This window comes from Longimicrobium terrae, assembly GCF_014202995.1.
In the GTDB taxonomy this organism is placed as follows: Bacteria; Gemmatimonadota; Gemmatimonadetes; order Longimicrobiales; family Longimicrobiaceae; genus Longimicrobium; species Longimicrobium terrae.
Genome location: NZ_JACHIA010000025.1, coordinates 44,572 through 57,349, shown reverse-complemented (window position 1 = coordinate 57,349; position 12,778 = coordinate 44,572). Strand labels below are relative to the sequence as shown.

The window sequence follows — 12,778 nt, the reverse complement described above, 5'->3', positions numbered from 1 at the left end:
ACATCCGCCAGGTTGACGCGATCGAGAGCGACCACACCCCGGACGGATGACGCGGATGAGCGAGGTGGCGACCCTGATCCTTCCCGGCCTGGGCGATTCCGGGCCGGAGCACTGGCAGACGTACTGGGAGCGGATGGACCCGTCATGCCGCCGCGTGCATCAAGCGGAGTGGGATGCGCCGCGTTGCGTGGACTGGGCCGCGGTGCTGGACACCACCGTCGCCGCGCTGGACGGCGAGGCGGTGCTGGTGACGCACAGCAGTTCCTGCGCGCTCGTGGCGCACTGGGCACGTACTGCGGCACCGGAGCACCTGGCCCGCATCCGCGGCGCGCTGCTGGTGGCGCCCAGCGATCCGGAGGCGCCCGTCTATCCGCCGGAGCCGACGGGCTTTGCGCCGGTGCCCATGGAGCGGCTTCCCTTCCCCACCATCGTCGTGGCCAGCACGGACGACGAGTACGTGACGCTGGACCAGGCGCGCGCTTACGCCCATGCGTGGGGGAGCGAGTTCGTGAACGCGGGCGCGCTGGGGCACATCAACAGTGCCAGCGGGTTGGGCGAGTGGCCGTTCGGGTATGCACTGCTGCAGCGGTTGCGCGCCGGACCCGCTGCGCGGCCCGGCTGAATCGAAAAGGAAAACGGCCCCGCGGCGTAAGACGCCGCGGGGCCGTTCAGTTCATCCACCGAGCGCGACGGCTCAGTACGGCACGGCGTCCGCTTCGTTGGACGCGGCCGAGTAGCGGGTCCCGTACCCCGTGTTGATCGCCGCGCGGACCCGGTAGTAGTAGCGCACCCCGGCGGTCACGCTGGTGTCCGCGCGCCCCGCGGAAAGGCCTACGAACTTCCACGCCGTCTCGAACTCGGACCGGCGCTCGGCGGCGAAGTACGTTTCGTTCGGGCTGTTGTCCGTCCACGACAGCGTCACCCGCCCCGGCCCCGCCGTGGCCACCAGATCGGTGGGCCGCGCGAACACCTGCGTGGTCACGCTCGTCTCCGCAAATGGCCCGCAGCCCAGGTCATTGCAGAGCTGCACCCGGTACCAGACCGTGGTCGGGGTGTTGGTGTTGACGTCGGGGTCGATGCACCGCTCGCTGCTGGTCACGTTGCAGAACACGGGCGTCCACGCACCGTCCGGCGTGGTCCGGGACTCCACCTTCGCGTACTTGGTGTACCAGTTGGCCGGCAGCTTCCAGGTGAGCGAGACCACCGTGTTCGGCGTAAAGGTGGCGGCCAGGTCGATCGGGGCCGGCGGCGGGGACACCGTGAAGGTCTGCACCGCTCCGTAGGTGGTTCCCGCGGCGTTGCGGGCGACGATGCGGTAGTGGTACGTCGCACCCACCGTCAACCCAAAGAACGGCCGCGCGACAAAGACAGGCGTGCTGGTGGAGCCGGCAAATACGGTGTCGGAGCTTGCGGGGCTGGTCATTCCCGCGTTGTCATCCAGCTCCACCCACGCCGTGGTCGACAGCCCGTTGGCGACGACGTTGCCGCCGGGCGTAACGACCTCGGCGTTCAGCTCGTACACCGGGGTCGAGGTGGTCGCCGTGGGCGCGGAGGCCGAGGTCACCGCCGTGGCGGTGGGCGACGGATCGCCGCACCCCGTGGGGTTGCAGGCCACGATACGGTAGGTGTACGGCACGCCGACGACCACGCCCGTATGCGCGTACGTCGTGGTGTTCTCCGGCAGCGTGGCCAGCAGCGTCCACGTGGTGGCCGTCCCCGCGCGGGACTCCACCCGGTACGACGTTTCCAGCGTGCCGCGGTCCTGCCACGCCAGGTTGATGCGGCTGCCCACGTCCGGCGTGGCGGTGAGCCCGGCGGGCGGGGGCGGCGGCGGATCGAAGTCGGCCACGCCCGCGATGGACCACTCCGGGTGCACCGACGGCAGGTTGGCCTGGTCGCCCTCGGTGTACGAGGTGCGCTTCATGGCCCAGATCACCACATCGCGCGACGTGGGGTGGCGCCACACCAGGTCCGCGTTGCCGTCGCGGGTAAAGTCCGCCACGCCGCCCAGCACCCAGGCGCCGGTCACCGGCCGCAGCGCGATCTCGCCCGTGCGCTGCACGCCGTTCATCTGCCACACCGCATTGGCGCCCGTGCTCTGCCGGCGGATGACGATGTCCAGCTTGCCGTCGCCCGTCATGTCCGCGATGCCGCCGACCGTCCACGTGCTGTCCAGCGCGGGGAGCGCGACGATGTCCCGCAGCGTGGTGCCGTTCATCATCCACAGAACCACGCTGGATGTGGACGGGCGGCGCCACAGGATGTCGGGCGAGCCGTCGCGGTCAAAGTCGCCCGCGCCCGCCATCTTCCACTCGGGCGCGGCGGTGGGCAGCGCCACGATGTCGCCCACGCTGGACAGGCCGTTCATCATCCAGATCACGTTGCTGGACGTGGACGGGCGGCGCCACAGAATGTCGGGCCGCGCGTCGCGGTTGAAGTCCGCGATGCCGCCTACTTCCCAGTTGCTGGCGGCGGTCGGAAGGCTGACGCTAGACCCGTTGTAGGTCACGCCGTTCATCCGCCAGACCAAGTTCTCGCCGCTGACGGTGCGGCGCCACAGGATGTCCGTGTGCGGGCCGCTGGTGGGGATGGGCGCGATGGCGGCCGCGCCGGCGCTCGGCGGGGCGGCGGTCACCACCATGGACGACTGCGCCGGCACCGGGCCGGGCCGCAGGATGTCCGTGGTCAGCGGCCCCACTTCCATCAGGTCCGAGCCGGGAACGGCCTGCGGCGAATCAGTGATCTGCCGGTCGCACGCGGCGAGAAGCGCCGTGGCGGCCAGAAGGCGGGTCCATTTCATGGGCGTCCTGGGAGGGGTGATCCGTACCGTACAGCTTGAAAGAACGCGCCGAACCGCTGCAACGTCAAGCGGTTGCAGGGTTCCGCCCGCTTCTGCCGATGGAAGCGCGCCGCACGCTCCGATCCCCAGCGGACATCCCGGCCTGGGCGGGCATTGTCACCGCGTAACCGGCCGCGAGCGGCGCCGCGCCATCCCGTGTGCGCAACGACTGTTCATCCCGTTACGAACATCATTTTACGACCAAACGGGGAAGGAATAATCCCCGATGAAAAAGCGGAGCCGGGTTGCCCCGGCTCCGCTTTCAATGTTCATCCCACCCACCCGGCGCGCGGTTTCCCGCGGGGGACGGCGAGGCCGGTCAGTACGGAACGGCCGTGGCCACGTTGGAATAGTCCGAGTACTGGTACTTGAACCCGCTGCTCATGGTGCCGCTGGACGCAAAAGCCTCAACCCGGTACTCGTAGCGCACGCCCGGCGTTACGCTGTTATCCGTCACCGTGGTGACGTTGGGGTCCACCTCGTTGATGCTGTGCCACACCGAATCCGCCTCGGAGCGGCGCGAGATCCGGTACGAGTCTTCGCTGGAGGTGTTGTCCTGCCAGGTGAGCGTCACCTTTCCAGCCCCGGCCGTCGCGACCAGGTTGGTGGGCGCCGCGAACACCTGGGTGGTCACGCTGGTCTCCGCCCAGGGACCGCAGCCCACGCCGTTGCACAGCTGCACGCGGTAGACGTACGTGGTGGGCGTCCGCACGTTGATGTCGTAATCGCCGCAGTGCCCGTTGCCGGCGCTGCCGCAGAACGCCGGTTCCCGCCAGTCACGGGTCGTCCACGTGGTTTCGTCGCTGCGCCGGCGCTCAATGCGGAACCCGTCGACGGAGTAGGAGATTCCGTAGTTGTCCGGGAACGTCCAGTCCACCGAGTTGGCCAGGCTGCTGGTGATGAACGTCGCGTTCAGCCCCACGGGCGCGGGCGGCGCGGCGACCACGAAGCTGCGCGCCGAGCCGTAGGTCGTCCCCGCGCTGTTCCGCGCCACCATGCGGAAGTAGTAGGTGCCGCCCACCGTCAGGCCGCTGAACGAGCGCTCGATCCCCTTGGGCGCCGACGCCGAACCCAGGCTGGCCGTGTCCGACGAAGCCGGGCTGGTGAATCCCGCGTTGTCATCCAGTTCCAGCCAGCCGACGGTCGGCAGGCCGTTCGGCACGGCACTGCCGGACACAGTGGTGGTGGTCCCCAGCGCGGTGACGATCCCCGTGTCGGCGGTGGGTGCGGACTGGCCCGGCGTCGCCGACACAATGGCGGAGGGCGCGGAGCAGGCACTGCCGTCGCACGCGATCACGCGGTAGCTGTACTGCACGTTCACCACGGTGTTCGTGTGCGAGAACGTCGTCGTGTTGGCCGGCAGCGTGGCCAGCAGGGTCCACGTGGTGGACGAGCCCGCCCGCACCTCCACCCGGAACTCCGTCTCCAGCGCCGACGAATCCGCCCACGCCAGGTCCACGCGGCTTCCGCTCACCGCGGTCGCCGTCACGGACGACGGCACGGGGGGAGGCGGATCGAAGTCGGCCACGCCCACGATGGACCACTCGGGGTGCACTTCCGGCAGGTAGGTGTAGACGCCGGTGTACGTGGTGCCGTTCATCACCCAGATCACGCTCTTGCGCGACGTGGGGTGGCGCCACACCAGGTCCGCCTTGCCGTCGTCCGTAAAGTCGCCGGCGCCGGCCAGAATCCACGGCCAGGCCAGCGGCGCCAGCGTGATCTCTTCCGCCTTCTGCACGCCGTTCATCCGCCACAGCACGTTGGTCCCCGTGCTCACCTTGCGGGTGAGGATGTCGGGAAATCCATCGCCCGTCATGTCCGCGATGCCGCCGACGGACCATGTACTATCCAGCGCGGGGAGCGCCACGATGTCGGTGAGCGTCGCGCCGTTCATCATCCACAGAACCACGCTGGATGTGGACGGGCGGCGCCACAGGATGTCGGGCGAGCCGTCGCGGTTGAAGTCGCCCGCGCCCGCCATCTTCCACTCCGGCGCGGAGGTCGGGAGCGCGACGATGTCCGCCACGCCGCCCGCGCCATTCAGGATCCAGATGACGTTGCTGGAGGTGGACGCGCGCCGCCACAGGATATCCGGCCGCCGGTCGCGGTTGAAGTCCGCCACGCCGCCCACTTCCCACGCCGTCGCCGCGCTGGGCAGGCCGATGGCGGAACCGGTGTACGTGGTGTCCTTCATCCGCCAGACCGTGTTCTCGCCGCTGACGCTGCGGCGCCACAGCAGGTCCGGGTTGGGCCCCGTGGTCATCACCGGCGCGGCGGTGGCCGACATCAGCCCGTCGCGCTCCAGCGTGGGCACGCGCGGACCGGGCTGAAGCAGATCCGTCGTCAGCGGGCCGACTTCCATCAGGTCAGACTCAAAGGGCGTCTGCTCGGGCGTGGTGATCTGCCGCTCGCATGCGGCCAGCAGCGGCAGGGCGACCAGAAGGCGGGGCCATTTCATGGATCGTTCAGAACGGGTGGGACGGCATGGCGGAACGCTGAAAGAACGCGGTAATCCCCTGCAACGTCAAGCGGTTGCAGCGTTCGCATCCCTGCCCCCGGCGGACTCCGATTGGGCGTCCGACACCCAGCGGACATCGCGGGTCCGCGACGCATCGCGGCGGCGCACGGAACCGCGAGTCACGCCGCGCCCGCCGGTTGCGACGGGATGGTCCACCGGCGCAGACGCGTCCTTTTCACGACACGCTGCCGATAGTCATCTGCACGAAAAAGCGGAGCCGGTTGCCCGGCTCCGCTTTCCATGTTCATCCCCATCTACCCGGCACGCTTCATCTTGCCGCGCGGCGGATGGCGGCTTTCGATCAGTACGGAACCGCCGTGGCCTCGTTGGAGAAGGGCGTCGTGGCGTAGTAGTAGAAGGTCTCCCCCCGTTCGGTGGAGGTAGACCCGTAGACCCGGTAGTAGTAGCGCACGCCCGGCGTCACGTTGGTGTCGCCGTACACGGTGTTGTTGGCGTCCGTCCTGCCGATCCTCTGCCAGGTGGAGTCCGCCTCGGAGCGGCGGCTGATCACGTACGCGCGCTCGGCGTCGGTGTTGTCCTGCCAGGTGAGCGTGACCCTGCGCGCGCCCGCGGTGGCGACCAGATTGCTGGGAGCCGCGAACTCCTGCGTGGTCACGCTGGTTTCCGCCCACGGACCGCAGCCGACGTTGTTGCAGACCTGCACCCGGTAGAAGTACGTGGTGGGCGTTCGAATGTTGATGCTGTAGTCGCCGCAGTGGCCATTGCTGATGGTGCCGCAGAACGCCGGATCCGTCCAGTCACGGGTCGTCCACGTGGTCTCGTCGCTGCGCCGGCGCTCGATGCGGAAGCCCTCGAGGGACTGGGGAACGCCGTAGTTGGCGGGCAGCGTCCAGTCCACCGAGTTCGCCAGTGCGCTGGTGATGAACGTCGCGTTCAGCCCCACGGGCGCCGGCGGCACCACGATCACGAAACTCCGGGTCTGGCCGTAGGTCGTCCCGGCGCTGTTCCGCGCCACGATGCGGTAGTAGTAGGTGCCACCCACCGTCAGCCCGGCGAACGAGCGCGACAGCGTCTGCTGCGCCGACGCCGATCCCAGGCTGGCCGTGTCGGACGAGGCCGGGCTGGTCATCCCCGCGTTGTCATCCAGTTCCAGCCAGCCCACGGTCGCCAAGCCATTCGGCACGGCGGTTCCGCTCACGCCGCTCGTCGTCCCCACCAGATACGGGCTGCCCGTGGTGGCGGTCGGCGCGGACACCGGGGGCGTCGCCGTCGCGATCATGGAGGGCGCGGAGCAGGCGCTACCGTCGCAGGCGGTGACACGGTAGCTGTACTGCACGTTCACGACGGCGTTGGTGTGCGAGTACGTCGTCGTGTTCGCGGGCACGGTGGCCAGCAGAGTCCACGTGGTGGACGAGCCCGCGCGCACTTCCACCCGGAACTCCGTCTCCAGCGCCGACGAATCCGCCCACGCCACGTCCACGCGGCTTCCGCTCACCGCGGTCGCCGTCACGGACGACGGCACGGGCGGCGGCGGATCGAAGTCGGCCACGCCCACGATGGACCACTCGGGATGTACTTCCGGCAGATAGCTGTACACGCCGGTGTAGGTGGTGCCGTTCATCAACCAGATCACGGATTTGCGCGACGTGGGATGGCGCCACACCAGGTCCGCCTTGCCGTCATCGTTGAAGTCGCCCGCGCCCGCCAGCACCCACGGCCAGGCCAGTGGAGCGAGCGTGATCTCTTCCGCCTTCTGCACGCCGTTCATCCGCCACAGGACGTTGGTCCCCGTGCTCACCTTGCGGGTGAGGATGTCGGGGAAGCCGTCGCCCGTCATGTCCGCGATGCCGCCGACGGACCACGTGCTGTCCAGCGCAGGGAGCGCCACGATGTCAACCAGCGTCGCGCCGTTCATCATCCAGAGCACGACACTGGAGGTGGACGGGCGGCGCCACAGGATGTCGGGAGAGCCGTCGCGGTTGAAGTCGCCCGCGCCCGCCATCTTCCACTCCGGCGCGGAGGTCGGGAGCGCGACGATGTCCGCCACGCCGCCCGCGCCGTTCAGGATCCAGATCACGTTGCTGGACGTGGACCCGCGCCGCCACAGGATGTCCGGCCGCCGGTCGCGGTTGAAGTCCGCCACGCCGCCCACTTCCCACGCGGCCGCCGCGGTCGGCAGGCCGATGGCGGAACCGGTGTACGTGGTGTCCTTCATCCGCCAGACCGTGTTCTCGCCGCTCACACTCCGGCGCCACAGCAGGTCCGGGTTGGGCCCCGTCGTCATCACCGGCGCGGCGGTGGCCGACATCAGCCCGTCGCGCTCCAGCGTGGGCACGCGCGGACCGGGCTGAAGCAGATCCGTCGTCGCCGGGCCGACTTCCATCAGGTCAGACTCGAAGGGCGTCTGCTCGGGCGTGGTGATCTGCCGCTCGCATGCGGCCAGCAGCGGCAGGGCGACCAGAAGGCGGGGCCATTTCATGGGCATTCCTGGATAGGTGGGCGGTCCTGTTCAGCATTGAAAGAACGCGGGCCCGGCCTGCAACGTCAACCCGTTGCACAGCACGTCTCTTCGCAGCCCGCCGGCTCTCCCCTGCGGCCGCGCCCCAGTGGACATCACGTGCGGAGTAGGTCTCACAAACCACTGCAACGCTTGATATGAACCACACGGTACCGCTCAGGGTGCGTACCCTTTCATGACATCTTCAAGGCGGGCGATGTTTTGATGACGGATCGGCGGTGTGATGACGGGATAAGCTGTCCGAAGCGGGGCGCGAACAAGCCGGAGCGGGGGATTGGGACGTGCGCGCCCCACCCTCGATCGCTCCAGCGGCCCGCGCGAGGTGGCCCGCGCGAGGCGGCGGGCCGGGGCGGAGCCGCGGGGGCGCGGCGCCCGGGCCGCGGGAGACGGTATGCGGATTGCGCCTGCGCGGGCTCATTGGCGGCGCCCGGCCGGGTGCGCCGTCCCCGGGGTAACCTACTGGAGGGCAGGATGAAGCAGATCGCGACGACTCAGGACGTGGACGAGGCGCTGAGCGCCGACACCGCCATCCTTTTCAAGTACAGCATGACGTGCCCCATCAGCGCCAACGCGCGCGGCGAGATGGAAGCGTTCCTGGAGCGCCAGCCGGATGCGCCCGTGTACCGCCTGGACGTGCACCAGGCGCCCGAAGCCAGCGTGTACGTGGCGGAAAAGACGGGGATCGAGCATGAGTCGCCGCAGGTGATCGTGCTGCGCAATGGCAAGACGGGGTACACCGCCACGCACTTTGACGTGCGCGCCAAGGACTTGGAAGAACAGCTCGCCTGATTGGTGATCGGCGGGCGGGAAGTTGAGACGGGTTCCATCCGCGATCGGGGATGGAACCCGTCTCGTATCTCGGGTTGGACGTGAGGAAGAGACTGTCGAGGGCGCGACACACCCGCATCCGAGCCGCATTCCCGTTGAGCGAATTAAACCGCCGCTCAAGAGGAGGAACCGGCCGGACCATCCGCCGCGCAGGCACCTGGCGCCAGCGAAGGATCTGCTCGTCGCCGAGCCAACAATGCTACGCGCGTCGAGCCTTGCCGCCGCACATGCAGTTGAAGCCCCGAACCGGACGCGCCAGCGGCCGGTTCGGGGGCTTACCGCTTCTGGAGCGGCGGATTCATTCGCTCTAGCGGACTACGCGCGCACGTCACGTCGGCCGACGCACACCGAACCCGCCGCCCGGCCGGTGGTGCCGACCCGAACGGGGGCCACTCTCGGGCCGGCCCGGCGCGATCACCAAATGAGGCACAACAAAAGAGCGCGGCGGCCCGAAGGCCGCCGCGCTCGTTGCTGCTGGCGGTTAACGGCGGATTAGAGCTTGTCGATGCCGCGCTGTACGTCGCCAAGCTTGTCCTGCAGCTTGCCCTCGAGCTGGTCGCCCTTGCCCTCGGCCTGCAGGCTGGTGTCGCCGGTAAGGCCACCCACCGCGTCCTTCACCTTGCCGCCCAGATCCTTGAGCTTGCCGGTGAGATTGTTGTCGAGACCGCGGTCGGTCAGATTGCGCTCGTCCATGGTCGTCATCTCCCTTTGAGGTCGTTTCCGTCGTCGCAGGAGAGAAAAGCAAGAGGCGTACCGCGTTTCCGGAGGCAGACAACTTGCTGCTGTGCCACCGCTTGCCCGCGATCAGGGTACCTGGACAAAGAAGCGGCCGCACCCCGTCGGGATGCAGCCGCCGTCGTCTGGCGCGCGGGTTCAGCGGGCGTGGGCGGAGTCCTTGCCCTGCTCGGTGAGCACGTCGGCGATGGCCAGGATCACCCCCGTGGCGACCGCCCAGCCCAGCATCATCCCCATGCCGTCCTGGCGGCGTGCCTTGCGGGGCAGCCGGGGCGCGCCGTCATCGCGGTGCAGCGCGGAACGCGTGTAGCTGCGCGCCATCTTGTTGGCGGCCGTTCCCGCGATGGCCCACATCAGCTTGCCTCCCAGCTTGCCCATCCGTCCCTCCTGCATCGGGTTTGCGATGTTCCCAGGCGGTGACCGGCGTGCAGGAGCCGGGCCAGCCGCGCACGATCCCTCGCCAGAGCCCGTGCGGATGGTCCCCGTTGTCAGGCCAGGCGAACGTCGGTCCAGCATCGTACGCCACCTCGGTCGATTGACCGTTTGCGCGACGACCGCCCCTCGGCATAATGATGATGCCCCGCGGTTCGCCATCCGCCTACTCCGCCCTTCCGTCCCATGATCGCCCGCAACATCCCCGTCCAGCTCGCCGCCTCGCTGCTCCTGGCCCTCGCCCTGGTTCCCGCGCGGCCGCTCGCGGCGCAGACCACGCCCGCCGGTGCCGCGGAAGTGCGCGCGGTGGCGGACGAGTTCCTCCGCGCGTCGGTGGTGCGTGACCCCGCGGTTGCCGCCGAGGTGGGCGACGCCACGCCGCCGGACCGGTGGCCGGACCGCTCCCCCGCCCCGCTGCGCGCGTGGGAGCAGCGGCAGGACGACTGGCTGGCGCGACTGCGGCGCGTAAACGCCGACGCGCTCTGGGGCACGCCGGAGTGGCTGACCCACGGCATGCTGGCCGAGCACCTGGAGGCCGCGGCCGGCGAGCGCGTCTGCCGGCGCGAACTGTGGGGCGGCATGGACCAGATCTTTGGCTGGCACCTGGGTCTGGCCACCGCCGCCGCCCGCCAGCCGGTAGGCTCCCCCGCGAACCGCGCCGCGGCACTGGCCCGCTGGCGAGACCTCCCGCGCTTTGTGGACGTGGAGATCGCCAATGTCCGCGCCGGGCTGGCGGCGGGGTACGCCGCGCCGCGCGACAACGTGCTGCGCGTGGCGGAACAGGTGCGTGGAATGCTCCCCGATTCCGTGGAGAACTCGCCGTTCTGGAGCCCCGCGCGGCGCGATGCGGACGCCACCTTCGTCCAGGAATGGCGCGCCGAACTGCGGGGCAGCGTGTACCCCGCCCTGCGGCGCTACCTGGCGTTCGTGGAAACGGAGTACCTGCCGCGCGCCCGCGCCCAGGCCGGGCTGTCTGCGCTCCCCAACGGCGCCGCGTGCTACCGCGCCACCGTGCGCGCCCTCACCTCCGTGGACGTCGCGCCCGAGGAGATGGTCGCCCGCGCGCGGACGGCGAGGGCCGGGATGGAGTCGGAACTGCTCGCCATCGCCGGGCGGCTGACCGGCGAAACGGAGCTGCGCCGGGCGCGCGAGACGCTGCGGACGGATCCGCGGTTCCTGTTCGCCACGCGCGAGGCCAAGATGGAGGCCACGCGAGCGCTGATCGCCCGCATCCACGGACAGCTTCCGGCCGCGTTCTCGCGCGTGCCGCCGGACTCGCTGGTGCTGGAGGCCGCGCCCGAGTGGTCGGAGCGCTCGCGCCCGCCGGCGTGGTACGAAGCGCCCGCGGTGGACGGCTCGCGTCCGGGAACGTACGTCCTCAACCTGTTCGGCGCGGAGGGCAGCCCGCGCATGGACATCTCCTCGTCCGTGACGCACGAGGCCTGGCCGGGGCACCACCTGCAGATCGTGTGGACCGGCGAACGCCCCGGCCAGCACCCGGTCCTGCGCCTGCTCGGCTCCGGCACGGGCGGGCTGGTGGAGGGCTGGGGCATGTACGCCGAGCGCCTGGCCTGGGAGTCCGGGATGGTGGATGACGATCTGCTCCGCTCGGGGCTGCTGGCCCACCTCACCGACGCGCTGGTGGGGATGGAGATCGATCCGTCCATGCACGCGTTCGGGCTGTCCCGCGCGGCCGCGGTGGATTCCATGATGGCCATCTCCGCCCGCCCGCGTGCGCAGGCAGAGAGTTACGCCGACCGGCACGCCGCCACGCCGGGGCAGATCGTGACGTACATGACCGGGTACCTGGAGATCATGGCCATGCGCGACGAAGCCCGCGCCGCGCTGGGCGACCGCTTCGACCTGCGCGCGTTCCATGATGTGGTGCTCGCCGAGGGCGCCATGCCCCTCCCCATGCTCCGCGCCCGCGTGCGCCGCTGGATCGCGGACCGCCGCGGGGTGTGATGGTCAGGCCGCCAGACTCCGGATGTGCATGGCTTTCACCACGCCTGAACCGGCATCCACATCGATGGTTCTGTACACTCGCGGCGATGCGTGAACTTCGCGGTGCGGCGCGGCGGCCGACGCGCGCTCGTGCACGGCGGATTCCAGCCAGCCGAGAGTGATGTGCCATGTCTGCTCACCATCAGATAATTCCACCTCCTCAAGCCGGAGATCGTTCAACCCGCCTTCCGGGTGCTCGCCAATCACCCAGTTTCGCGCCGTGAAAAGGCTTCCTTGACGGTCAGCATCAGCAGATGTCGTGGTGGGTAGTCCGTCCACATTGCTTCCGCAAATATGGCCGGACGTCGCGCCACGCACAATCAATATCTCCCGCCACCGCTGGCACAGGGAACGCTGTCGCGCAGGGTTACGCCGACGCCTCCGTGACAAGAAATTCCCGCCACCGATCGGACTCTGCGACGCGCTTCAACTCCGCGTTGCGCACCTGCAGAAAGCGCGTCATGTAGCGCCGCAGCAGGGCGCGTTCGGCGATGCGGCCCAGGACACCGAGCGGCGCGGCGAACCGAAGCACATCGCGCATCACGGTGCCGCCGCGCGGGCCGGGCGCGAACGCGTGGTCATGCTGCATCCACGCGAAGGCGCCGTGCACCATCGTGTCCTGAAAGAACTTCGGACGGTCGAACGCGGTGATCTGCGCGGTCAGGTGCTGGCGCACGCCCAGATGCCGCGCGGGCCACGTCACCGTCTCGCCGAGGCCGATCAGCCCCGACGTGCGCCCCGCGACCGCCTGCTCGTCCGTGTGCGCCAGCGAGCGGCTGTGGAAATCGATGCTGCGCGCCAGGTCGAACACGCGCTCAACCGGCGCATCGATCTGTATGGAGAGGTGGATGACGATCATGATGGAATCGCGGCAGGCTGGCGTTTGGCGAGTTGTCGGAATGACTGCGCGTCGTCATCACGTGACGAACGCACCTGTCCCGAC

10 protein-coding genes are annotated in these 12,778 nt (G+C 69.5%); 3 read left to right on the top strand and 7 right to left on the bottom strand.

Annotated features, from left to right (window positions below; all coding sequences use genetic code 11):
• Positions 1-55 precede the first annotated feature (55 nt).
• Positions 56-622 carry an RBBP9/YdeN family alpha/beta hydrolase gene (locus HNQ61_RS25265; protein ID WP_170038476.1) on the top strand — a complete coding sequence of 189 codons (567 nt, stop codon included), beginning with the start codon at positions 56-58 and terminating at the stop codon, positions 620-622.
• A 72-nt stretch (positions 623-694) separates the two neighbouring features.
• On the opposite strand, the gene HNQ61_RS25260 is transcribed toward HNQ61_RS25265, so the two are convergent.
• The 3 genes from HNQ61_RS25260 to HNQ61_RS25250 all read right to left on the bottom strand — a co-directional run bounded on the left by HNQ61_RS25260 (position 695) and on the right by HNQ61_RS25250 (position 7,797).
• Positions 695-2,800, bottom strand: coding sequence for an FG-GAP-like repeat-containing protein (locus HNQ61_RS25260; protein WP_170038478.1), 2,106 nt, complete (start codon positions 2,798-2,800; stop codon positions 695-697).
• Between the two features lie 358 nt (positions 2,801-3,158).
• On the bottom strand, positions 3,159-5,297 hold the full coding sequence (locus HNQ61_RS25255) for an FG-GAP-like repeat-containing protein (RefSeq protein ID WP_170038480.1): 2,139 nt from the start codon (positions 5,295-5,297) through the stop codon (positions 3,159-3,161).
• A gap of 361 nt (positions 5,298-5,658) precedes the next feature.
• On the bottom strand, positions 5,659-7,797 hold the full coding sequence (locus tag HNQ61_RS25250; RefSeq protein ID WP_170038482.1) for an FG-GAP-like repeat-containing protein: 2,139 nt from the start codon (positions 7,795-7,797) through the stop codon (positions 5,659-5,661).
• A 510-nt stretch (positions 7,798-8,307) separates the two neighbouring features.
• On the opposite strand from HNQ61_RS25250, the gene ytxJ reads away from it, so the two are divergent.
• Positions 8,308-8,625 (top strand): bacillithiol system redox-active protein YtxJ, encoded by a 318-nt coding sequence (gene ytxJ / locus HNQ61_RS25245; RefSeq protein ID WP_170038484.1) that lies wholly within the window; start codon positions 8,308-8,310, stop codon positions 8,623-8,625.
• 531 nt (positions 8,626-9,156) lie between these two features.
• On the opposite strand, the gene HNQ61_RS25240 is transcribed toward ytxJ, so the two are convergent.
• On the bottom strand, positions 9,157-9,366 hold the full coding sequence (locus HNQ61_RS25240; RefSeq protein ID WP_221305282.1) for a CsbD family protein: 210 nt from the start codon (positions 9,364-9,366) through the stop codon (positions 9,157-9,159).
• Between the two features lie 171 nt (positions 9,367-9,537).
• Positions 9,538-9,777, bottom strand: coding sequence for a DUF4235 domain-containing protein (locus HNQ61_RS25235; RefSeq protein WP_170038486.1), 240 nt, complete (start codon positions 9,775-9,777; stop codon positions 9,538-9,540).
• Positions 9,778-10,017: 240 nt separating this feature from the next.
• On the opposite strand from HNQ61_RS25235, the gene HNQ61_RS25230 reads away from it, so the two are divergent.
• Positions 10,018-11,796 carry a DUF885 domain-containing protein gene (locus HNQ61_RS25230; protein ID WP_170038488.1) on the top strand — a complete coding sequence of 593 codons (1,779 nt, stop codon included), beginning with the start codon at positions 10,018-10,020 and terminating at the stop codon, positions 11,794-11,796.
• A gap of 3 nt (positions 11,797-11,799) precedes the next feature.
• Here HNQ61_RS25230 and HNQ61_RS25225 read toward each other — a convergent pair whose 3' ends face one another.
• Together HNQ61_RS25225 and HNQ61_RS25220 are read right to left on the bottom strand one after the other, a co-directional pair.
• Positions 11,800-12,042: a hypothetical protein gene (locus HNQ61_RS25225; RefSeq protein ID WP_170038490.1), complete on the bottom strand. Its 243-nt coding sequence runs from the start codon at positions 12,040-12,042 to the stop codon at positions 11,800-11,802.
• Between the two features lie 160 nt (positions 12,043-12,202).
• Entirely contained in the window at positions 12,203-12,694 is a 492-nt protein-coding gene (locus HNQ61_RS25220) for an SRPBCC family protein (protein ID WP_170038492.1), read from the bottom strand.
• Positions 12,695-12,778 lie beyond the last annotated feature (84 nt).

Excerpts from the sequence above, each read along its gene's own strand:
- HNQ61_RS25265 (WP_170038476.1), top strand. The coding sequence starts at position 56 with ATGAGCGAGGTGGCGACCCTGATCCTTCCCGGCCTGGGCGATTCCGGG.
- HNQ61_RS25260 (WP_170038478.1), bottom strand. The coding sequence starts at position 2,800 with ATGAAATGGACCCGCCTTCTGGCCGCCACGGCGCTTCTCGCCGCGTGC.
- HNQ61_RS25255 (WP_170038480.1), bottom strand. The coding sequence starts at position 5,297 with ATGAAATGGCCCCGCCTTCTGGTCGCCCTGCCGCTGCTGGCCGCATGC.
- HNQ61_RS25250 (WP_170038482.1), bottom strand. The coding sequence starts at position 7,797 with ATGAAATGGCCCCGCCTTCTGGTCGCCCTGCCGCTGCTGGCCGCATGC.
- ytxJ (WP_170038484.1), top strand. The coding sequence starts at position 8,308 with ATGAAGCAGATCGCGACGACTCAGGACGTGGACGAGGCGCTGAGCGCC.
- HNQ61_RS25240 (WP_221305282.1), bottom strand. The coding sequence starts at position 9,366 with ATGACGACCATGGACGAGCGCAATCTGACCGACCGCGGTCTCGACAAC.
- HNQ61_RS25235 (WP_170038486.1), bottom strand. The coding sequence starts at position 9,777 with ATGGGCAAGCTGGGAGGCAAGCTGATGTGGGCCATCGCGGGAACGGCC.
- HNQ61_RS25230 (WP_170038488.1), top strand. The coding sequence starts at position 10,018 with ATGATCGCCCGCAACATCCCCGTCCAGCTCGCCGCCTCGCTGCTCCTG.
- HNQ61_RS25220 (WP_170038492.1), bottom strand. The coding sequence starts at position 12,694 with ATGATCGTCATCCACCTCTCCATACAGATCGATGCGCCGGTTGAGCGC.